This window comes from Microbacterium sp. CCH5-D1 (assembly GCF_001557335.1).
GTDB classification, from domain to species: domain Bacteria; phylum Actinomycetota; class Actinomycetes; order Actinomycetales; family Microbacteriaceae; genus Microbacterium; species Microbacterium oxydans.
On sequence record NZ_LSJW01000003.1, the window covers coordinates 1 to 22,143 of the forward strand.

18 protein-coding genes and 1 pseudogene are annotated in these 22,143 nt (G+C 67.8%); 8 read left to right on the forward strand and 11 right to left on the reverse strand.

From position 1 onward, the window contains the following. From AX744_RS00060 to AX744_RS00090, 7 genes and pseudogenes are all read right to left on the reverse strand, one after another. On the reverse strand, positions 1 to 654 hold a 654-nt coding region (locus AX744_RS00060; RefSeq protein WP_157543480.1), incomplete at its 3' end, for an MFS transporter. A gap of 136 nt (positions 655 to 790) precedes the next feature. After that, complete coding sequence (locus AX744_RS00065) at positions 791 to 4,909, reverse strand: PQQ-dependent sugar dehydrogenase (RefSeq protein ID WP_231728708.1); 4,119 nt, start codon at positions 4,907 to 4,909, stop codon at positions 791 to 793. 261 nt (positions 4,910 to 5,170) lie between these two features. After that, positions 5,171 to 5,923, reverse strand: coding sequence for an ABC transporter ATP-binding protein (locus AX744_RS00070; protein WP_046747639.1), 753 nt, complete (start codon positions 5,921 to 5,923; stop codon positions 5,171 to 5,173). Then, a complete protein-coding gene (locus AX744_RS00075) occupies positions 5,913 to 6,692 on the reverse strand; it encodes an ABC transporter ATP-binding protein (RefSeq protein ID WP_061015051.1) in 780 nt (259 codons plus the stop codon). The genes AX744_RS00070 and AX744_RS00075 overlap by 11 nt, the downstream gene beginning before the upstream one ends. Further along, positions 6,689 to 7,759 carry a branched-chain amino acid ABC transporter permease gene (locus AX744_RS00080; RefSeq protein ID WP_442922825.1) on the reverse strand — a complete coding sequence of 357 codons (1,071 nt, stop codon included), beginning with the start codon at positions 7,757 to 7,759 and terminating at the stop codon, positions 6,689 to 6,691. The genes AX744_RS00075 and AX744_RS00080 overlap by 4 nt, the downstream gene beginning before the upstream one ends. A gap of 28 nt (positions 7,760 to 7,787) precedes the next feature. Beyond that, a pseudogene (locus AX744_RS00085) lies at positions 7,788 to 8,671 on the reverse strand (branched-chain amino acid ABC transporter permease). Between the two features lie 7 nt (positions 8,672 to 8,678). Continuing rightward, positions 8,679 to 9,914 carry an amino acid ABC transporter substrate-binding protein gene (locus AX744_RS00090; RefSeq protein ID WP_058630709.1) on the reverse strand — a complete coding sequence of 412 codons (1,236 nt, stop codon included), beginning with the start codon at positions 9,912 to 9,914 and terminating at the stop codon, positions 8,679 to 8,681. A gap of 127 nt (positions 9,915 to 10,041) precedes the next feature. Here AX744_RS00090 and AX744_RS00095 point away from each other — a divergent pair, with 127 nt between their 5' ends. Continuing rightward, positions 10,042 to 11,070 carry a LacI family DNA-binding transcriptional regulator gene (locus AX744_RS00095; protein WP_061015052.1) on the forward strand — a complete coding sequence of 343 codons (1,029 nt, stop codon included), beginning with the start codon at positions 10,042 to 10,044 and terminating at the stop codon, positions 11,068 to 11,070. A gap of 47 nt (positions 11,071 to 11,117) precedes the next feature. Here AX744_RS00095 and AX744_RS00100 read toward each other — a convergent pair whose 3' ends face one another. Together AX744_RS00100 and AX744_RS00105 are read right to left on the reverse strand one after the other, a co-directional pair. Then, a complete protein-coding gene (locus AX744_RS00100; RefSeq protein ID WP_061015053.1) occupies positions 11,118 to 12,620 on the reverse strand; it encodes an arylsulfatase in 1,503 nt (500 codons plus the stop codon). A gap of 87 nt (positions 12,621 to 12,707) precedes the next feature. After that, a complete protein-coding gene (locus tag AX744_RS00105) occupies positions 12,708 to 13,601 on the reverse strand; it encodes a formylglycine-generating enzyme family protein (protein ID WP_061015054.1) in 894 nt (297 codons plus the stop codon). 77 nt (positions 13,602 to 13,678) lie between these two features. Here AX744_RS00105 and AX744_RS00110 point away from each other — a divergent pair, with 77 nt between their 5' ends. After that, complete coding sequence (locus AX744_RS00110; protein WP_046747632.1) at positions 13,679 to 13,990, forward strand: NIPSNAP family protein; 312 nt, start codon at positions 13,679 to 13,681, stop codon at positions 13,988 to 13,990. Positions 13,991 to 13,992: 2 nt separating this feature from the next. Then, complete coding sequence (locus tag AX744_RS00115; RefSeq protein ID WP_061015055.1) at positions 13,993 to 14,565, forward strand: GNAT family N-acetyltransferase; 573 nt, start codon at positions 13,993 to 13,995, stop codon at positions 14,563 to 14,565. 49 nt (positions 14,566 to 14,614) lie between these two features. Here AX744_RS00115 and AX744_RS00120 read toward each other — a convergent pair whose 3' ends face one another. Continuing rightward, the gene (locus tag AX744_RS00120) at positions 14,615 to 15,127 is read right to left on the reverse strand and encodes a MarR family winged helix-turn-helix transcriptional regulator (protein ID WP_061015056.1); all 513 of its coding nucleotides are present in this window, start codon (positions 15,125 to 15,127) and stop codon (positions 14,615 to 14,617) included. A gap of 96 nt (positions 15,128 to 15,223) precedes the next feature. Here AX744_RS00120 and AX744_RS00125 point away from each other — a divergent pair, with 96 nt between their 5' ends. After that, a complete protein-coding gene (locus tag AX744_RS00125) occupies positions 15,224 to 16,324 on the forward strand; it encodes an LLM class flavin-dependent oxidoreductase (protein WP_082682510.1) in 1,101 nt (366 codons plus the stop codon). A gap of 11 nt (positions 16,325 to 16,335) precedes the next feature. Further along, complete coding sequence (locus AX744_RS00130; RefSeq protein ID WP_061015057.1) at positions 16,336 to 16,989, forward strand: NADPH-dependent F420 reductase; 654 nt, start codon at positions 16,336 to 16,338, stop codon at positions 16,987 to 16,989. Here the strand turns inward: AX744_RS00130 and AX744_RS00135 are convergent, their stop codons facing one another. Continuing rightward, on the reverse strand, positions 16,990 to 17,817 hold the full coding sequence (locus AX744_RS00135) for an SDR family NAD(P)-dependent oxidoreductase (RefSeq protein ID WP_061015058.1): 828 nt from the start codon (positions 17,815 to 17,817) through the stop codon (positions 16,990 to 16,992). Between the two features lie 122 nt (positions 17,818 to 17,939). On the opposite strand from AX744_RS00135, the gene AX744_RS00140 reads away from it, so the two are divergent. The 3 genes from AX744_RS00140 to AX744_RS00150 form a co-directional block, all read left to right on the forward strand. Then, positions 17,940 to 18,494 (forward strand): hypothetical protein, encoded by a 555-nt coding sequence (locus AX744_RS00140; protein WP_058630715.1) that lies wholly within the window; start codon positions 17,940 to 17,942, stop codon positions 18,492 to 18,494. Between the two features lie 66 nt (positions 18,495 to 18,560). Next, entirely contained in the window at positions 18,561 to 21,512 is a 2,952-nt protein-coding gene (locus AX744_RS00145) for a YhgE/Pip domain-containing protein (RefSeq protein ID WP_061015059.1), read from the forward strand. After that, on the forward strand, positions 21,509 to 22,143 hold a 635-nt coding region (locus AX744_RS00150), incomplete at its 3' end, for a YhgE/Pip domain-containing protein (RefSeq protein ID WP_197429126.1). The genes AX744_RS00145 and AX744_RS00150, both read left to right, overlap by 4 nt.

Genomic DNA, 22,143 nt, shown 5'->3' on the forward strand with positions numbered 1-22,143 from the left:
CGGCGTGGACAGCGCCCGCCGTGCCGCGGCCGAGTCGGACTTCACACCGATGAGGGGCACGAGCGAGAGCAGCACGCAGAGGCCGGTCACGAGCAGCAGGGGACGCAGACCGATGACAGCGCCAAGGACGGCGCCGATGACCGGCCCGACGATCCACCCGAACGCCATGGCCATCCGCATCACGGCGACGACCTCGTTGTCGGCGGGCGTCGGCCTGCGGTTGAGCTCGTCCCGCACCGCGGCCTGCAACTGCGCCGCCCCCGCTCCGGCTGTGCTCAGCAGCAGCATGTTGATGGCGAACGGCATCCACGCCTGCATGGCGACCGCCATCAGGACCCATCCGAGGAACCCCGCGATGGCGGAGAGCCGGAAGACCAGCAGTCGCGAGCCGGCGCGGTCGGACAGTGAGCCCACGAGGTATCCGGCGATCGGCGCGGTGAGGTTGGTCAGAAAGTAGAGGCCGGCCTGAGCCGTGGACAGATGCAGCTCTCCCACGAGGAACAGCGTGATCTGCGGGACGGTGACGGAGATCCCGATACCGGAGATGACCAGGCTGATGAAGACTCCGCGCAGGAGCCGGGAGCGGAGGATGTAGCGCGACGCGGACAGCGGTCTGCTCGACGATTCCGCGGTCTCCGAAAGCCGAGATGCCACGCAGAACCATCCTCGTGTGCCGTGCGAAAGGGGGAACGGCCATGCTATCGAGGACGGAGCGCGTGGAGACTCGAGCCGGCGGCGCCGGCTCGAGTCTCCACTGCCGCTGTCCGGACTGCTACTGTCCGGACGCCCGCTATCCGGCTGCGGCCGTGAGCGTGAACGGGACGGTCGCGGCGTTTCCCGCGACGTCGTACACGACCAGGGTGTTCGCCCCGGCGACGGCTCCGAAGGCTCCGGGCTTCACGAAGTTGAGGTCGGACCAGACGTTGTCCGTCAGATCCTTCGCCACCCCGTTGAGGGTCAGTCGATCCACCTTGCCCGCGTCGTGAAGCTTGTACGACACCAGACTGTGGGCGCCGTCGGCCCCGACGGTGAACTGTCCGCCGTCCTTGACCGTGACCGTGGGGGCGGTGACATCGAGCGTGAAGTTCACGGTGGTCGTGTTGCCGGCCACGTCGTACACAACGAGCGTGTTGGACCCTTCCACTGCGCCGAACGCGCCTGGCACGACGCCGTTCAGGTCGGACCAGACATCGTTCGTCAGATCCTTCTCGACGCCGTTGAGCGTCAGCCGATCGATCTTGCCGGCGTCCTGGAGCTTGAACGACACCTTGCTGTAGACGCCGTCACGTCCGACCGTGAAGTCGGACCCGCTCTTGACGGTCGCGACGGGTGCGGTGGTGTCCTCGGCAGCGGCCGTGACCGAGAGGTCGCGAAGACGCCCGAAGTTGTCGAACGAGCCGAAGCCCACCCGCCCCTCGGGGAAGGTCTTGTCGTTCGCGGTCATCAGCGGGGTGTCGAGCCCGTCGACGTAGACGGCGATGTCGCCGCTGTCGGCACAACGGAGCACGCGCACGTCGTGCCATTCCTCGTCGGTGACCGCCGGGGGTGCACCGACAGTGCCGTCCCACTGGTCGTCGATCCGCTCGCGGTCGGCCTTGTCCACCTTGAAGATGCCGTTGTGCGGGTAGATCGAGTTGTCCTGCGAGAGGTGCGCGTAGTAGTACTCCGTGTCCGACTTCCACCCGAAGACGATGATGACGTCGCGGTTGTTGACCGATGCCTTCTCGTCCAGCCGCACCTGCCCGGTGAGGTCGAACGAGCCGAGCTCTTCACCCTGCGTGAGCACGGCGTACTCGAACGGTCGGCGGATCCCGTCGTTCGGGTTGGTTCCCGCCTCGGTGAGCACGACCTCGTCACCGGGGAAACTCCACTTCGCCGGAGTCCGCGGCGCCCAGTCGTCCTTCGCCATCACATCGGTGAGGGTCTCCCCGTCCGGAGTGCACGCGGGCGGGGCCGGCGGCACGACGGGCGGCACCGCGTACAGCGCGTACTGCGCGGCGACCTGTTCCGGCGTCGGCACCGTGTCGAGCAGCATGATGTCATCCATCCGTCCGTTGAACGGGTTGGCCTCCTTCGTGTTCTGCGGGAAGCTCCCGCCGATCTTGATGCCGGCCGGCGCGGTGTCTGACGTGGACCCCTCTCCCCACGGATTCGCCGCGGTGTACTTCCCCGCGAGTTCCTCGCCGTTCATGAACAGCTTCATCTCACCCGCGGCGAAGTCGAAGGTCGCGGCGAGATGCACCCACTGCCCCTTCTTGAGGATCTCGTTCCAGGGCAGGTCAGCCGCGAACGTCCAGGAGCCGGCACCGTCGACGCGGCGCCCGAGTGCCACGAGCTTGAGTTCGCCGTCGACGGTGATGACCTCGAGCAGCGCCCGCACGGCATGTCCGTCGGAGGTGCCGGTGAGCACGCCCGCGAGGCCGATGGCGTTGTACACGTCGTCGGGATTCGCGGTCCCCGAGTTCAGGGCCGGGTGGTCACCGGTCGGTTTGAACCAGCCCATGACGGACGCCTTGTCGGTATCGGCGAATCGGTCGAGCGACTCCACACCCTTCGCGTCGTAGATGCCCGCCTTCCAGTCGTCGTTCGAGGCGGTGCGCGGACTCATCTGCTGCGTCTGCAGCGCCTCGCCCGCACCCGGGTAGGCGCGATCCGCGACCCGCATCTCCACCCCGCCGTTGATCAGCGAGATGGGGGTGCCGGAGCGTCCCTGGTCGAGCTCGACCGTCGGCTTCGCGGCATCCGGGTGATCGAAGTCGTGATGCGTGACGAGGTTCGGCGCGAGCGCCGGGAGGACGAACGGGTTGGCCGGCTCATCGACCGAACGCGCACCCGTCACCTTCCAGATCTTCCCGTTCGCCTTCGACACCAGGTAGAGCTCGCCGTCGGCATCGGAGCCGAACCGCAGGTCGACACGCTTGTCGCCCACCAGCTCCTGGAACGTGGTCTCGACGCCGTCGGCGAAGACCCGCAGCTCCTCGATCGTGGCGAGGTCGGCGATGTCCCCGTCACCTCGCACCATCTCCTCCGCATCGGTGGACAGCACCCAGCCGCGCACCAGATCGGTGAAGAGGTAGCGCCCCTGCAGCTCGGGAATCTCGCCGCGGTAGACGAATCCGCCGTTCACGGCCACTCCCGCATCGCCGGTCTGACCGGGGTCGCGGTTGTGGTCGTAGGCGGCCACCGGGTAGGTGAAGCCGTTCTCGGCATCGTCCTCCGGCAGCGGGAAGATCTGTCGGTTCTCCGCCAGGAAGGAGCCTTCGCGCACCGACCAGCCGAAGTTGTCTCCCGGTTCGACGGCATAGATCGACTCGACCTGCCATTCGCCGATGTGCGCGAGGTACATGGTGTGGTCGCCCTCGGGGTCCCAGCTGATGCGGTGCGGGTCGCGCATGCCGACGGCGTAGATCTCGGGAAGAGCACCGGACTCGTCGACGAACGGGTTGTCCCCCGGCACGCCGTACTCGCCGTTCTCGCTGTCGTCGCCTGTCGGATTCACGCGCAGGATCTTCCCCTGCGGCGTCGCCAGGTCCTGCGGGTTGCCGTTGCCCACACCGTTGCCGCCGTCGCCGACGAGGATGTACAGGTTGCCGTAGTCGGCGTCGCCCGCGGAAACGGTCGGGTTGAACGCGATCTGCTGCACGGTGTGCACGCGTCCGGCGAAGGGGATCCGCATGACCTCGCGGTGCGTTCCCGAGAAGGTCTCAGCGGAGGGATCGCTCGCCTTCCATTCGGTGATCACGCTGTGGAATGCCGTGGTGCCGAAGGCCGGGAAGTCGGGAGTGTCTTCGGTCAGCGCCGTGCCGCCCTCGGTGTGAACGGTGTAGAACAGCCCGTTCTCGGCGAAGTCGGGGTGGAACTCGGCGGATCCGAGACCCGTTCCGAGCCCCGCGCTGTTGTGGAAGTTGTCGATGAACTCGTTGCGGACGTTGAGGTACGGCACGTACTCGCCCGATTCCTTGTCGACCAGGTAGAGGATGTCGTTGTTGTCGGGGACCATCAGCCGACCGGAGTCGTCCGGCACCTCATCGAGGTGCGTGATGCGGTTGTGGCGCACCAGGCGCTGGTCCTGCGTGGCCGGCGTCGTCTGCGACTTCGGCAGCTGCGCGAGCTCGGCCACCTCGATGCCGAGGTCGGCGAGTGCGGGGTCGGGAAGCGGGTTGAGCAGCGGCTCGCTCGCCGTGTCGCCGGGCGCGCAATCGCCGGGGTTGCCCGTCGCGATCGCGAGGTTCTCCCCGGTGTTGTCGACCGCGACGTCGTCGAGGAGCAGGCGCCCTGTGCTCGTGGCGCCGTTCTTCCAGAAGAACCGGTCGAGCGCGCCGTTCACGGCCTGCCGGAAGCCGAACTGCTGCTCTGTCCCCTCCGGGAGGCGGGTCTGCTCCTCGTACGCGCCACCCTGGCTGTACACGGTGACCTTGTCGGTCGCATTGTCGGCGACGATCCACACGCACTGCCAGGCGTCCTTCGACCACACGCCGGCGGGCTTGAAGGCGCCGCCGTCGCGCACGCGCAGCACGTCGTCGTTCTGGTTGTTCACATAGGCCCGGCTGTGCGCGTAGTCGTTCGGGACATCCACGTCGGTGAATCCGAACGAGGTGTCGACGCTGCCGGTGCGCAGGAACCGGAAGAACAGCGTGCCGGTGTCTCCCTCCGCGATGGCGGGGATGGCGCGGTACGACTGCTGCCCTCCCCCGACGGACTCGACGACCTGATTGTTGCCGTTCAACGGGTCGGCGATCACGCGAGGGGCGCCCGACGCCGCCCATCCGTCCTGGCCGTTCAGCGCCACGCGCTCGTACGTCTCGAAGTCGATCAGCTCGGTGAAAGGCTCCGCTGCGGCCGCGGGCGTCGCGGTCAGCAGGGCTCCGACGACGGCCGCTGCAGCGACCAGCGCACCTGTTCGTCGCACCCCGAAGGATCGAGGGGGTGGTGCCGCCGACCGGGTGCTCGAGCTTGCGGGTCGCATGATTCGTTCGTGCATCAGAAACCTCTCAACGTCGTCGTCGTGCGGTGTCGTGCCGATGGTTCGTGCCCCTTCCCCGGGGCGGCACTGCAGCGGGGAAGACGTGAAGCAGTAATGCAGCTCGGGGCGGAAGCGCTCTCGCAAGCGCTTTCGCCGAATGGACGAGAAAGGCGGAAGGAGGCAGCGACTGCCTCCTTCCGCCGAGGATCAGCCCGCGTCGGCGACCGAAGGTTTGCCGCCGAGATACAGTGCGGCCAGGGTCGGGTCGGCGAGTAGCTCGGACGCGGGGCCCGAGATGTGCACCCGGCCGAGGTCGAGGACGCACCCGATGTCGGCGGTCTCGAGGGCCCGCCGCGCATTCTGCTCCACGAGCAGCACGGCGGTCCCTGCGTCGCGCATCCGCACGATCTGCTCGAACACCTTCTCGGTCGTTTTCGGGTCGAGCCCCATCGACGGCTCATCGAGCAGAACCACCTTGGGGCTGACCATGAGCGACCGCGCGAACTCCACCTGCTTCTGCTGACCGCCCGAGAGGAGGCCCGCGAGCTGCTTCCACCGCTCCCCCACGATGGGGAAGAGGTTCTGCACGAACTCGACGCGCTCCTGGATGACCTTCTGGTCCTTCAGGGTGAAGGCACCCAGCATCACGTTCTCGCCGACCGTCATCTCGCGGAAGACGCTGTGCCCCTGCAAGACGTGCGCGAGTCCGTGACGCAGCATCGACTGCGGTCCCTCGCCCGTGATGTCCCGGCCGTCGACGGTGATGTGTCCGGATCGGGGCTTGAGCATGCCGCTGGCCACCTTGAGCACGGTCGACTTGCCGGCGCCGTTCGGGCCGACCAGGCACACCACCGATCCCGGTGGCACTTCGACCGTGAGACCCCTGAGCACGAGGGCGGCACGTCCGTAGCCCGCCTCGATGTCACGCAGCTCGAGCAGGTTCTTCGTTTCAGACTCCAAGGTAGGCCTCCAGGACTCGCGGGTCTTGCTGGATGATCTCCGGCGTTCCCTCGGCGATCTGGCGACCGCGGTCGAACACCACGACGTGATCGCACAGGCTCATGACCATCTCCATGTTGTGCTCGACGATGATGAACGTCTTGCCCTCGTCGTTGAGCTCGCGCACCAGGGTGGCGATGCGTCCGATGAGGGCGGGGTTCACACCTCCGGCCGGCTCGTCGAGCATGATCGTGTCGGGTTCGCCCATGAGCACGCCGGCCAGTTCGAGCAGCTTCTGCTGGCCGTAGCTGAGGTTGCGCGCCTCGGCGTGCTCGAGGTGGTCGATGCCGACGCGCCGCAGCCAACCGCGCGCCCGCTCCAGCTCATCGGGGTCGTGGGCCGAGCGCAGCTGCTGACGGATGCTCGTGCTGCGCACGGCCACGAGCAGGTTCTCCATCACCGTCATGCGGGGGAACACCCGGCACAGCTGGAAGCTGCGTCCGATGCCCGCGCGTGCGATGCGGTCGGGTGACTTGCGCGTGATCGCCTGTCCTCGATAGCGCACTTCTCCGGAGTCCGGCTTGATCATGCCGGTCACGCAGTTGAAGAAGGTGGTCTTCCCGGAGCCGTTCGGCCCGATCAGGCCGTTGACCTTGCCCTCCTGGAACGTGACCGTGGCGCCGTCGACCGCTGTGACGCCGCCGAACGACTTCGTCATCGCGACGGTGCTGAGGCTCTCGAGCGCGGCTGTGGGCTGAGCGGCTGTGTGCTGAGCCGTGGGGGCATTCATGACGACGTCTCCTTCGTCGAGGCATCCGCTGTTCGCGTCCTGTTCTGCTCCAGCAGCTCGCCGGCGGTCACCTCACGGATCGAGGCGGCGCTCGACGACCGGGTGAAGAGGCCCTTCACCGCCGGGATGATGCCGTCCGGCATGAAGAGCACGACGATGCCGAGCAGGATGCCCGTCGCGATCAGGTGGAACTGCGTGTCGCCGAACTCGAGCTTGAAGTACTCCAGCGCGATGCCGACGACGACCGCTCCGAGCAGGGGACCGAAGAGGTTCCGCACCCCGCCGAGCAGCGCCATCAGCACCATGTACGAGCCGATCAGGATCGAGAACTGGAAGATCGGATCCAGGTCGCCGAACCAGAGGGCGTAGAGTCCGCCGCCGAGCGAGACGAACAGGGCCGACAGCACGTAGGCGATCAGCTTGTACCTCGTCGTCGGCACGCCCAGCGCCTGGGCTTTGTCCTCGTCTTCGCGGATGGACTTCAGCGCCGTGCCGAATTTCGACCGGTCGATGATCCACCACGCCACGAGGGCCACCGCGAGGAGGCCGGCGAACAGATAGTAGAAGATGCGGTGGTGCTCCGGCCGCAGCACGTCGAACGGACGCGGGACGTTCAGTCCCTCCGATCCGCCGGTCACATCCCGCCAGCTCTGGAACACCAGGAGCATGATCAGCACGAAGGCGATCGAGACGATCACGAACGAGGCTCCGCGCACGCGGAGGGCCGCGATGCCGATCGGGATCGCGATGACCGCCACGAGGACCGCGGCCAGGATCCAGGCCAGGAATCCCGGGAGGTCGAGGTACTTGATCAGCAGCCCGGTGCCATAGGCTCCGAGCCCGAAGTAGGCGGCGTGGCCGAGGGAGATGTACCCCGTGAAGCCGCCCATGAAGTTCCACCCGGTCGACAGCACGGCGTAGTTGAGGATCACCACGCCCGCCGACAGGATGTAGGGGTTCGGGGCGATGGTGGGGAACGAGAGGACGAGCGCCGCCCCCACGATCAGGAGGACGATGTTCACCCACTTCGTGGAGGTCCTGCGGACCGGGGCGGGTGGAGCGATCACGACCGTCTCGGTGGCGATCGGCTCTCGGCTAGAAACGCTGGGCAAGACGACCTCCGAAGAAACCTTGCGGACGGAACATGAGCGTGGCGAACAGGGCGACGTAGAAGATCGTCTGCGCCCACGTCGGCCCCAGCGGGAGCTGGAGCAGGCTCTGCGCGACCCCGAGCACGAGGGCGGCGATGGCGGCACCGGGGATGCTGCCGAGGCCGCCGACGACGATGATCGCCATGAGCGGGCCGATCCAGTGCCAGTGCAGCGAGGGGTAGATCGTGGCGTCGAGCGAGAGCGCGGTGCCCCCGATCGCCGCCGTCGCGAGTCCGAGCCCGAATCCGTAGCCGGCGACGCGGTCGGTGTTGATGCCGACCAGCCGCGCAGCCTCGGGGTGCTGGATCGTCGCCGCAGCGCCTGGCCGAACTTGGTGTACTTGAGCAGCACGAACAGGAGGGCGAGGGCCACGGCCGCGAGACCGAAGGCGATGAGCTTGACCACCGGAACCTGCGCGCCGAAGACCTCGAGGCTCGCGCTCGCGTACGGCAGCGGGATGCGGCGTTGGGTGCCGGAGAAGAAGAACCCGAGCGCTCCCTCGATGATGAGCGCCACCGCGAAGGTGAGCAGCACCGACATCATGGTCAGGGTCAGGGGCTTGAGCCTCGACACCAGCAGACGCTGCATCACGACGCCGGTCACGAAGAACAGCGGCACGGTGACCACGAGCGACACCAGCGGATCGATGCCCGTCTCCCGGTTGAACCACCAGGCGAGGTAGGCGGCCAGGATGAGGAAGGCCGAGTGCGCGATCATGACGACGCGCATGATCCCGAAGTACAGCGTGAGCCCGGCCGCCAGGAGGGCGTAGAGCCCTCCCAGCAGGATGCCGAGGATCAGGCTTTGCAGCAGCAGTGCTCCACTCACGCGCAGATCACCACGTCGGCTTCGGGTACAGGAAGTCGGCTTCCTTGACGTCCTCGGGGAGGACGATCAGGATCTCGCCGTCGATCCACTGCTGGATGAGGTGGGCGCCGGTGGGCTTGCCCGTCTCGTCCCAGCTGAGGGGACCGACGACCGTCTCGACCTCGTTGTCGCGCAACCAGTCGATGAGCTTCTGCTGGCAGTCGCCCTGCTCGGCGCAGCCCACGGCCTCCACCGCCGCCGCGACGACCTGACCGGTCGTATAGGCGTTCGCCTCATCCTCGGATGGCGGGTTGCCGTGCATCTCGGTGTACTTCTCGACGAACTCGACGTTGCTCGGGAACTGCGACTTCGGCGAGTAGCCGGTCGGTGCCAGGATCCCCTCGGTCGCGCCGCCGATCGCCGAAGCGAACTCCGGGTTGGTGGGAGCGGTGGAGAACGCGGCGAGCTCGGGCTGATAGTTCAGCTGCTGCAGCGCGATGATCAGGTTGACCGCGTCCTGGTACTGCGTCCCGCCGATCACGATGTCGGCGTTCGACTGCGCGATCTTCGCGGCGATCGTGGAGAAGTCGGTGGTGTTGGGCGGATAGACCTCGTTCACGAGGATCTCGACGCCCGCATCCTCGAGCTTGTCGCGCAGACCATAGGCGGTGCCCTGCGCGAAGGGGTCGTCCATCGCCGCGACGGCCGCGGTCTCGGGACGCTGGTCCTCGGGAAGAGCCAGCAGGTACTCGGCGAGGTTGTTGTAGTGGTCGTTCGCGATCGCGGGGGCGGCGTAGAAGAGGTTGTCGAAGCCCTGCTCGAAGACCTCCTCCGCGGCACCGGCCGGCTCGACGAACAACATGCCGTACTCCTGCGCGACGCGGGCGGAGGGGACGACGAGACGAGTGGAGAACGGGCCGAACACGAGGTCGACGCCGTCCTGCGCGATCAGCGACTCGTAGTCGGAGACGACCCGGTCGGCATTGGACTGGTCGTCGAGGATCTTCAGCTCGACCTGCCGCCCAAGCAGTCCGCCGTTCTCGTTGACGATGTCGCGCCAGGCTTCGTACCCGCGCTCGACGCCCTTCCCCGGCTCCGAGAAGTCTCCGGTGAGGGGAAGCGAGATGCCGATGACGATGGGATCATCGGCGCCACCTCCCCCACCCTGGTCGCCGGTTCCGGAACAGGCCGTAACCGTGAGCGCGGCGATCGAGAGCGTTCCGATCGCCGCAGCGATCCGTCGACCGTGTCTGGGTGCAGTCATCCGAGTCTCCTACGTCATCGTAGCGAAAGCGCTTTCGTAAGCGCTTCCGCCACTATAGTGGGACGGAAGAACGAAGAGCAACCTACAGCGCAATCAGCGTCGATCTTGCTCCTCAGGGGGAGGCTTCGTGAAGCGTGAGGGCGCGCCACGACTCATCGACGTGGCCGAGGCTGCCGGGGTCTCCCTGGCGAGTGCCTCCCGAGCGATGACCGGCGGCTCGGGCATCTCCCCCGAGGTGGCGGCACACGTGCGCGTGATCGCGAAGCAGCTCGGCTATGAGCCGAACATGCACGCACGGGGGCTGGCCGGCGGGCTCGTGCCGACCATCGGGCTCGTGGTGCACGAGATCGGCGACCCGTACTTCTCCGACATCGCCAGCGGCGTCATCCGCAGTGCGACCCTCGAGAACCGCTCGGTGCAGATCGCGCAGGCCGACCGCACACCCGACAGCGAGCTCGCCCAGGTGAAGTCGCTGCTGCGTCAGCGCGTCGGCTCGATCATCATCGCGGGTTCCGGGTACGCCGACTCCGATCGCGAGCAGGGCATGTCCGAAGCGCTCCTCGACTTCACCCTCGCCGGCGGACGCGCCGCGGTCGTCGGTCGACACCACCTCCCCGTCGACGCCGTGCTGCCGGACAACCACGGCGCCGGCGTCTCCGTCGGGCGTCACCTGGCCGGGCTGGGGCACCGCAGGATCGGCGTCGTCGCCGGCCCCCTCGACCTCAACACGGTCGCCGACCGCATCGCCGGTCTGCGCGAGGGCACCGACGGCACCGGCGTGGAGCTCACCGTCATCTCGCGCGCGTTCACCCGCGAAGGCGGCATCGAGGGCGCAAGGGAGCTGCTCGATCGCGACGTCACGGCCATCGTCGGGCTCAACGACGCCATGGCCATCGGCATCCTCAGCGAGCTGCGACAGCACGGCATCCGCGTGCCAGAGGAGATGTCCGTCGTCGGGTTCGACGACATCGCCGTGGCCGCCGATGTGGCCCCGGCGCTCACGACCGCACGGATCCCCATGTTCGACATGGGCCGGCACGCGGTGTCCCTCATCCTCCGACCCGCGAGCGATGAGGCGCGCACGATCGAGACCACGCACGAGCTGATCGTGCGGGGCTCCTCCGGCCCACCGCGCACTGCTCCCGTCGCGATATGACAGCCCCAGTCCGACTTCTGGCTGTCATATCGCGACGGGAGCAGTCGTCAGGAGGCGCCCGCGGTCGATGACTCCAGCTTCGACATCACCTGATTGATCGTGAAGGACGCCGACTTCTGACGGGCGGGGAACTCGGCGAGGGACTGCAGCATCCGGCCCACGTAGGCCTGCGCGGGGATCATCAGGAAGACGTGCTCGAGCACCCAGTCCCAGTAGGTGTTCGAGGTGATGTCCGCGCGCTCATACGGGTCGGTGCGCAGGTTGAACAACTTCGGGAATCGCAGCTCGATGTACGGCTCCTGCCAGACCTGCAGCGTTCCCGCGGCGCGCTGCTCGAGGAACACGAGCTTCCAGTTCTCGAAGCGCAGGGCCGTGAGATCGCCGTCGTCGGACACGTAGAAGAAGTGCCGACGCGGACTGTGCTCGACGGCGCCGGTGATGTAGTCGAGCTGGTCATGACCATCGAGGTGCACTGTGAACTGCTCGCCATGCAGCTCGGTCCCCGCTGCCAGCCTCTCGGCGATGTCACCGTCACCCACGGCCGCCAGCAGCGTCACGAACCAGTCGTTGTGGCTGACGATGCCGTTGAGAGTCGACCCCGCCGGAATGCGTCCGGGCCAGCGGACCATCGCCGGCACTCGATACGCGCCCTCCCAGTTGGAGTTCTTCTCGTTGCGGAACGGCGTCATGCCCGCGTCCGGCCAGCTGTTCATGTGGGGGCCGTTGTCGGTGGAGTACATCACGATGGTGTTCTCGGCGAGGCCGAGCTCGTCGAGAAGGTCGAGCAGGCTGCCGACGACGTCGTCGTGATCGAGCATCGTGTCGTGGTAGTTCGACTGCCAGCGGCCGGCCCGCCCCTTGCTCTCCTCCTTGGTGTGGGTGCGGAAGTGCATGTGTGTGGAGTTGAACCAGACGAAGAAGGGAGTGTCGTCCTCTGCCTGGCTGCGGATGAAGTCGGCCGCCGCATCACGGAACTCCTCGTCGACCGTCTCCATGCGCTTCTTCGTCAGGGGGCCGGTGTCCTCGATGCGCTGGGTGCCGTCGCCGTTCGCCCAGGAATGGATGACGCCGCGCGGACGGAACCGCTCGCTGAAGCCCGGGAACTCCTCGTCGGTCGGGTAGTCCGGGTGCTCCGGCTCCTCCTCGGCGTTGAGGTGATACAGGTTGCCGAAGAACTCGTCGAAGCCGTGCGCCGTCGGCAGGTGCTCGTCGCGGTCACCGAGGTGGTTCTTGCCGAACTGTCCCGTCGCGTAGCCGTGGTGCTTGAGCGCGTCGGCGATCGTGGGGTCTTCGGGCTGCAGTCCCAGCTTCGCCCCCGGCATCCCGACCTTGGTGAGTCCGGTGCGGTACGGGTTCTGCCCCGTGATGAAGGCCGCCCGCCCGGCGGTGCAGCTCTGCTCGCCGTAGTAGTCGGTGAACTTCACGCCCTCGTCGGCGATCCGGTCGATGTTGGGGGTCCGATAGCCCATCAGACCATCGGAGTAGGTGCTCAGGTTGCTGATGCCGATGTCATCGCCCCAGATGATGAGGATGTTGGGCTTCTCAGCCATGGGAGACTCCTTGCTTCAACCGGTGAGGCGAGGGCGATCACCCTCGGTCGAAGCCAAACAGTTCCCCTCACGGAAACCCAGCGGGTCTCACTCGGAGCAGGTGAGCCGGAACCCGATGTGCGACATGCCCGTGTCCTCGGCCTGCGGCGAGCGCGCCGCCGGCCGGAAGCGCAGGCAGTAGTCGGGCGAGCAGAGGTGCGATCCGCCTTTGAGAACGCGGCGCGGAATGTCGGGGAATCCCTCCTGCGCGCTCGCGGCAGCCAGGAGGTTCGTGCGCTTGCCGGCATCGACGGGGGTGTCCGAAAGGCGGAGGTGGCGCGGGGTGTAGAAGTCGGTCGTCCACTCCCAGACGTTCGCGATCATGTCGTAGAGGCCGTAGCCGTTCGGAGGGTACGAGCCGACCGGGGCCGTGCCGCCCACCCCCTGGTTGTCGTACGGGAAGCGTCCGAGCCACGAGTTCGCCTGCGCGACGCCGCCCGGGTAGGCCTCGTCACCCCATGCGAAACGAGCACCCTCGAGACCGCCGCGGGCCGCGTACTCGTGCTCGGCCTCGGTGGGCAGTCGCATCCCCACCCAGTCGGCGTACGCGACCGCATCCTCGAACGCGACGTGCACGACCGGATGCTGCAGCCGGTCGTCGATCGACGAGTCGGGGCCGAACGGCCGACGCCAGTACGCTCCCGGCTGCCAGCGCCACCAGTTGCGCCAGTCTCCGAGGTTCGTCGGGCCCGACGTCGGCGTGAACACCATCGCCCCGGGCACGAGGTCGGCCGGATCCGCGCCGGCGAAGGCCGCGGGATCGAGTGGACGCTCCGCGACCGTGACGTACCCGGTCGCATCGACGAACTCGGCGTACTGGGCGTTGGTCACCTGGTAGCGATCGATGAAGAACGAGGCGACCTCGCGCTCGTGCACCGGGCGCTCGTCGGGGTAGAAGTCCTCGGATCCCATCAGGAACGTACCGCCGGGGATGTGGACCATGTCGCGGGAGTTCGTCACGAGACCGAGCGTAGTGTCCGGTTCGCCCGCGGTCCGGGTGATCTGGGAAGATCATCCGCATGATCACCGTTCATCTGCGCTACGAGATCGATCCGGACAAGCTGGACGAGTTCACCGACTACGGCCGCACCTGGATCCGTCTCGTCGAGAAGCACGGCGGCACCCACCACGGCTACTTCCTGCCGAGCGAGGGCGACAGCGACGAGGCCTTCGCCCTGTTCACCTTCCCCTCCCTCGCGGAGTACGAGGTGTATCGGACGGCATCCAAGACCGATCCGGAGTGCATCGAGGCCTTCGACTTCGCGCGCAGGACGCAGTGCATCCGTCGATACGAGCGCCGCTTCCTCAGCCCGGTCTTCGACGGAGCGTAGGCGTGGACGCACCGGCCGTCGACGTCTCCGCGCTCACGGACGTCGCCACCCTGACGACCCCGCGGCTGCGGCTGGAACCGCTCGGCGTCGCGCACATCGACGGCGTGTGGGAGGGGCTGTTCGACGAGGAGAGCATGCGGCTCACCGGCACGCGCCAGACGTTCACCCGCGAGGCGGTCGTGCGGCATCTCGAATCGATCGGCGGCAGAGACGACCGCGCGGACTGGGCGATCATCGACCTCGAGACCGGCGGGTACGTCGGCGAGGTCGTGCTCAACGAACTGGAGGCGGACGATGCGGCGATGAACTTCCGCATCGCCCTGAACCCCGGTCGCCTCGGACGCGGCTTCGGCACCGAGGCCACGCACGCCGTTCTCGACCACGCGTTCGACCGCATCCGGCTGCACCGCGTGAGTCTCGATGTCTTCTCGTTCAATCCCCGCGCCCAGCGCTCCTACGTGAAGGCCGGGTTCCGGTACGAAGGACGGCAACGCCACACACTGTTCTGGGACGGCGAGTGGGTCGACTCCATCCTCATGTCGGCGCTGAGCACGGACGAGCGCCCCGCACGCTGATCGGGAGGAGACGGAAGGTCGTCCGCCCAGGCGGGACCTCTGATCGGCGCTACCGCCGACCCGGCCCGTCGTTCCCGTCCCCGTCCTCGCTCTCGAGGTCGAGGTCGAGGTGCCGACGCAGGGCGGAGGTGATGTCGTCGAGGTTCGCGAGCTGCTCGGGGGACAGCGCGTCGACGAACACGTCGCGGATGGCGCGGAGGTGCGGCACGTTCGCGGACCGGAACGCGGCGGCGCCCTCGTCGGTGAGGTGCACCTCGACCCCGTGCACCCCATCGGCACGTGGGGCCCGTCGCACGAGGCCCCTCTTCTCCATCCGCCCGAGGTGGTGCGAGAGGCGGCTGCGCTCCCAGTCGATGAGGGCAGCGAGCTCCGACGACCGCGCCGTGTGTCCTGGCGCTTCGCTCAGGGCGAGGAGCACCTGGTAATCGCCGGTGGAGAGCGCCGACGACGTCTGCAGTCGGGCGGCGAGTCGTTCCCGCAGCGTCGCTGACGTCTCGACGAAGCCTCGCCAGACGCGCAGCTGCTCGGGTGTCGGCGTACGGCGATGACGTTCGTCGGTCATGCGACCTCCCGGGAATTGATGTGTCAATCCTACGGTTGCAGCCTATTGACACGTCAATCCGGAGTGGCCGGTGACGCGAGAAAGGTCGTGGCGGACATGAAGGAACTCGAGTTCGGACTGAACTCCTTCGGCGAGGTGGCGACGGACGCAGGCCGGGTCATGTCCGACGGCGAGACGGTACGGCTGCTCATCGACGAGGCGCAGCTGGCGGAGTCCGTCGGCCTCGACGTGTTCAGCATCGGCGAGCACTACCGCGAGGGGCAGGTGGATTCCGCGACCCCCGTACTGCTGGCTGCCGCGGCGCAGGCGACGTCGACGATCGGGCTCGGCACGTCGGTGACCGTGCTGTCGACGCAGGATCCGGTGCGGCTGTACCAGGAGTTCGCCACGGTGGACGGCATCTCGAACGGCCGAGCGCAGCTCATCCTGGGGCGCGCATCGGCGATCGAGTCGTTCCCCCTCTTCGGCTACGACATCGCGGAGTACGAGCAGATCTTCGAGGAGAAGCTCGACCTGTTCCTGCGCCTGATGCGGGAGGACAGCGTCACCTGGAACGGCACCTACCGCAGTCCCCTGGAGAACGTGCGACTGCACCCTCGGATGCCGGAGGGCGGCATCCCCGCGTGGATCGGCATCGGCGGCAGCCCCGACTCCGTCATCCGTGCCGCCGAGCACGGGCTGCCCCTCATGATGGCGATCATCGGCGGTCGTCCTGAGCGGTTCGCCGGGCACGCACGCCTGTACCTGCGCGCACTGGAGCAGTTCGGTCGGCCCGAGCTCCCGATCGGGCAGCACTCGATCGGCCTGATCGCCGACACCGACGACGAGGCCAAGAACGTGCACTGGAAGTTCTGGGAGCCGGTCGTGACGCAGATGAGCAAGGAGCGCGGCTTCTATGCACCCACCCTCGAGCGCTACCGGGAGGAGGTCGACACCGGCGCCCTCTACGTCGGCTCCCCCGAGTCGGTCGCGCACAAGGTCGCGGCGGCCGTTCGCAGCAACCACCTGTCGCGGTTCGACCTGAAGTACGACATCATGCACCTGCCGAAGGATGTGCGGGAGCGCAGCATCCGTCTCTTCGGGGAGGTGGTCGCGCCGCGTGTGCGCGAACTGCTCGCGGAGGACCCGGGAGAGGGCGCGTTCGCCGACCCCGGTCTCGCCCGCATCACGAAGGACGGCAAGGCCGTCCACGCCTGAAGGAGAGCGTCATGAACGACACGATCGAGACCATCGGGATCCTCGGCGCCGGCAAGGTCGGCACCACGATCGCACGCCTGGCGCTGGCTGCGGGCTACCGCGTGCTCATCGCCGGCTCCGGCGCTCCGGAGCGCATCGCCCTGACCGTCGACGTGTTCGCCCCCGGTGCGGTCGCGACGACAGCCGAGGAGGCGGCAGCCGGAGCGGACGCCGTGATCCTCGCTCTCCCGCTCGGCAAGTACCGCACCCTTCCGGTCGAGCAGCTGCGCGGCACGCTCGTGCTCGATGCCATGAACTATTGGTGGGAGACCGACGGCATCCGCGACGATCTGAGCGATCCGCGCACCTCGACCAGCGAGCTGGTGCAGGAGCACCTCTCGGACGCACGCGTCGTGAAGGCACTGAACCACATGGGCTACCACGACCTGGAAGACGAGGCCCGACCGGCAGGAGCGCCGGGACGGAAGGCGATCGCCATCGCCGGGGACGACGCCTCGGACACCGCCGTCGTCGCGGCGCTCATCGACAGGCTCGGCTTCGATCCGGTGGTGATGGACACCCTGGCATCGGGAGCCGCATTGCAGCCGGGCACACGCGCCTTCGGCGCCGACGTCACGGCGGCGGAGCTGCGCGGGCTGATCCCGCAGCAGGTGGCGGCGCGGTGATCAGCCCGCGGCGATCCACGGGCGGGTGAAGTCGAGCACCGCGCCGCCGTCGGTGTCGGCGAGCGAGACGCCGACGAATCGCGTCGCCCCCTCCGAGCTCTGCCAACGGAACCGGTACTCGTCCGCCAGCGCTGCGGCGGCGATGGCGGACCCTGCCGATTCCGCGGTCTGCGCGTTCGCGAAGGCGCCGGCGGTCCGTGCGATGTACGCATCCAACAGCGCGCCGTAAGGTCCACCGCCTTCCGGACGCACGGCGTTCTCGACGAAGGCACTCGCGACTGCGGCCGGCTCGATCACGCTGACCCCCACGCCGAAGCGCTCGGCGACCACCGCCAGCGATTGCATGAATCCCTCCACGGCGAACTTCGCCCCGCAGTACGCATCGGCGAACGGCTGCCCGACGGCCCCGCCCACGCTCGTCACGGTGAGGATGCGACCGGTGCCGCGCTCGCGCATGCCGGGCAGCACGAGTTTGGCGAGGTTGACCGGTGCCAGGTAGTTCACGTCCAACTGCGCCTGGATCTGAGCCATCGTCAGCTGCTCCGCGGTGGCGACGCTCCCCTGCCCCGCGTTGTTCACCAGCACGCGGATACCGCCGAGCTCGGCCTCGACCTCGGCCACCAGGCGCGCCGCCGCCCCGTGGTCGACCACGTCGAGGGCGCGCACGTCGAGCTCGACGCCGGCCACGGCCGCCGCCTCCCGCAGCGCTCCGGCCTTCCCCGTGTCGCGCATCGTGGCGACGACGTGCAGCCCGTGCCGTGCCAGCTCGACGGCGGCGTGCAGCCCCATCCCCGATGAAGTGCCGGTGATCAGTGCGATGTCGTTCATGGGGTGACTCTAGACCTGTCGCCGCCGACCGGGCGAGAGCCCACGGCTAGGATCCCAGGAGCGCGACGACGCGGCCCGTCAGCGGCCGATCACGACGCGCACCACCGACCATGGAGGCACCGATGCCCAGCTCCCCCCGCCTGCGCGCGAGCGCGCTCCTCCTCGCCGGAGTCCTGGCGTGCGCCGGGTGTTCCGCCGCGATCCCGAGCGCGCCGACGGCCGTCGGCGACGGCTTCCCCGGCACCTGCCTGCCGGCGGAGGTCTCGTGGCCCTCCGACTTCCTCGAATCCCTCCCCGGGGAGTCCGAGGCGATCGGCGGGCGCATCGTCGGCCTTCGCCTCGAGTGGGTCGACGGGGATTTCGTCTGGCGCCTGCGCAGCGCCGACACCCGGCACGACATGTTCGGCGAGCCGGTCGACGATCCGAGCTTCGGCAAGGAGTCCCTGGTCGATGTCCGCACGCTGGAGGTCATCGCCACGGGCGAGACCGAGCTCACCGCAGCGGAACAGCAGATGGACGGCAGCAGCGCCTACAGCGCGGCCCAGCTCTCGGGTGAGACCTATCCGAGTCCGCTCATCGTCGAGATGGCGCGCGTCATGAAGGACGGCGCACCGTCGTGGCAGCTGACGATGTGCGATACCGCGACCAACGAGATGACCGTCACCACGCTCGACTGATGTGCGCGACGCCGTTTCTTCAGCTAACTTGCACGTTGGTGTGCACGTAATGTGTAAACTCGTCCTGTGAAACAGAGCTGGCGGGTCTACAAGCGCGACGTCAAGAGACTCTCCCGCGTGCCCAAGGCGTGGATCATCATCATCGGCGTGCTCATCACGCCGGCCCTGTACGCGTGGTTCAACATCAACGCGTTCTGGGACCCCTACGCCAACACGGCGAACATCCGCGTGGCGGTGGTCGATCTCGATGAGGGCGCCACCTCCGATCTCACCGGTCACATCGACATCGGCGAGCAGGTCACGACACAGCTCGAGGACAACGACCAGCTCGGGTGGACGTTCATGGGCGAGGACGAAGCCCAGGAGGCCGTGAAGAGCGGCGACGTCTACGCCGCCATCGTCATCCCGGCATCGTTCAGCGAAGACCTGATCAGCATCACCAGCGACGACTTCACGCAGCCGGCGCTGAAGTACTACGTCAACGAGAAGGCCGGGGCGATCGCCCCGAAGATCACGGATGTCGGCGCCTCCGAGCTCGACAAGCAGGTCACGAGCGCCTTCAAGGAACAGGTCGCCCTGGCGGCGACGAACGCCCTCAAAGACGTCGGCGACTCCACCGAGCTCCGCCTGTTGAACGCGAGGGACAACACCCTCGACGCCTTCGACCAGGCAGCGCAGACACTCGCCTCGGCTCGAGAGAACCTCGCCGAGACGCAGGACGGTCTCGCCTCCTCCCGCAACACGCTCTCGTCCGCACGGAGCACCCTCGGCGACGTCGACACGACCCTCGGTGACGTACAGAGATCGCTCGCCCAGACGCAGTCGATCATCGCCGAGACGCAGAAGGAGGTGATCACCTTCACCGACAGCGCCACCACCGCGTTCCTGCAGGGGACGACCCTGCTCGCCGACGCCTCCTCGAAGGCGAACGTCTCCATCACGCGCCTCACCCAGAGCCTCGAGCAGGCAGGCGTGCGCATCGATGCCGGTATCGACGACGTCTCCACTGTGCTGAAGGCGAACGAGGCGGCAGCCGCCCGGTTGCAGGCGCTCCTCGACGACACCGACCTCAGCGAGGACACGAAGCAGCGCCTGACCGAGGTGATCGCCTCCCTGCAGGAGCGCAACGCCACCGACCAGCAGCTGCTCGCCGACCTGAAGACCCTCAAGGCCGGCGCCGCCGACACCGTCGGCTCGATCCAGGCGACGGCCGATGCCGTGGACCGCGCGATGCAGGACACCAAGGACGCGTCGTCCTCGATGCGCGACATCCTCACCGGCACCGTCCCCGCGCTGAACAGCGCCATGGCGCAGCTGTCGGCGAGCGTCGGCTCGTTCTCCGCCGCACTGGATGCGCAGAAGGGTGTGCTCGCCCAGGCGGACCAGCTGCTCGGCGGACTGGACTCACAGCTCGTCGCGACCTCCGCGGCACTCACGAGCTTCGACGGCGACCTCGCCGGCATCGAACAGGGCCTGCAGACCTCGCGCACCGACGTGGTCGCGCTGAACGCCGCATCCGAATGGGGTCTGCTCGGCACCCTCACCGACCTGGAGCCCGAGCAGATCGCCCAGTTCATCTCCTCCCCGGTCGAGGTGGACGAGCACCTGGTGTTCCCCGTCGACACCTACGGCTCGGCGATGGCAGCACTGTTCACGAACCTGTCACTGTGGATCGGCGCTTTCGTGCTCATGGTCATCTTCCGCGTCGAGGTCGACACCGAGGGGGTCGAGGGTGTGACGGTGCGAGAGGCCTACTTCGGCCGCTTCTTCCTCTTCGCGACGCTCGCCGTCGGCCAAGCGCTGATCGTGTGCACCGGGAACCTCATCATCGGGGTGCAGACGGTCAGCGCACTCGCCTTCGTCGGCACGGGCGTGCTCATCGCCCTCGCCTACGTGAGCATCGTCTACGCCCTGTGCGTGGCGTTCGGGCACGTCGGCCGCGGACTGTGCATCCTCCTCGTGATCATGCAGATCCCCGGCGCCTCCGGCCTGTACCCGATCGAGCTGATGCCAGGCTTCTTCCGCGCGATCTATCCGCTCCTGCCGTTCTCCTACGGCATCGACGCGATGCGCGAGACCATCGGCGGTTTCTACGACGGTCACTACTGGCGCTTCCTCGGCGCCCTCGCCGTGTTCGTGGTGCTCGCCTTCCTCATCGGACTCGTCCTGCGCCGCCGTCTCGCGAACTTCACCCTGCTCTTCAACCGACAGGTGCTCGCCACCGACCTGCTCATCGGCGAGAAGGTGCAGGTCGTCGGGAACGGATACCGGCTCACCGACGTGATCCGCGCCCTCTCGAACCGCAGCGACTACCGCGACGATCTGGCACGGCGCGCCGAACCGTTCACGCGCCGGTACCCGATGCTGTTGAAGGGCACGGTGCTCACCGGGGTGGCGGGCCTCGTCGTGCTCGGTGTCCTCACCTGGGCTCTCCCCGGATCCAAAGCCCTGCTGCTGGGCCTGTGGACCCTGTGGATCCTCCTCGTCATCGGATTCCTCGTCGCCATCGAATACATCAAGCACAGCTTCGAGAACGGTGCCGAGGTCGCGGCGCTCGACGACACCGAGCTGCGCCGCCTCGCGCTCGCCGGACCCGCAGTCCGGGACGCGGCCCTGCCCGTGGGGACCGCTGCCCACGACGTGGCCACGACCGCTCCGCTCACCAGCACCGCGCCCGCTGCCGATACCGAGACAGCTGCCGACACCGCGCCCGCTGCCGACACCGAGACGGCTTCGGGTGCCGAGGCACACGCGCTGCTCACCGAGTGGTTCGAGCCGGAAGGAGAAACGGAGTCGGTCGAGGAGCCCGAGGGCCCGGCCCCCGAGCCCGACAGCTCCGCATCCGCCACCGCTGAGGGCCGACCCGCAGAGCGCCGACCCGTCGAACCCGACACCGCGCCCGAACTCACAACCGAACACGACACGGCCGAAGAACACACCGCCGAAGCAGACACCGCCGAACAAGACACCGCAGACCAAGACACCGCCGAGCGAGCCGAAGGGGAGGACCGCGCGTGAAGAACATCCTGGATCTGACGCGCCGCGACGTGCGTCACGCCACCCAGAACGTGATGGCCTGCATCGTGCTGTTCGGCCTCGTCGTCATCCCCTCGCTGTTCACGTGGTTCAACGTCATCGCCAGCTGGGACCCGTTCGCCAACACCAAGGATCTGAAGATCGCTGTCGCGAGCACGGATGCCGGGTACGAGAGCGATCTCGTGCCGATCCGCGTGAACGTCGGCGAACAGGTGCTCTCCCAGCTGCGCGGGAACGACCAGCTCGACTGGGTCATCACCGACGAGCACGATGCGATCGACGGGACGAAGTCGGGCGAGTACTACGCCGCGATCGTGCTGCCGGAGACCTTCAGTGCCGACATGCTGACGTTCTACGCCGACGGCGGCGACCGCACGCACATCGCGCTCTACACGAACGAGAAGAAGAACGCCTTGGCCCCCAAGATCACGGGGCAGGGTGCGGAAGGGGTGTCGTCCGCGATCAGCGACACGTTCGCCCAGACCCTCGGCGATGTGGCGCTCGGCCTCGTCTCATCGATGTCGGACTATCTCACGGATGACGACACGCAGGCGGCGCTGAACCGCATCGAGGCGCGACTCGGCAGCGTCGGGGACCAACTGCGGTCCGGGGC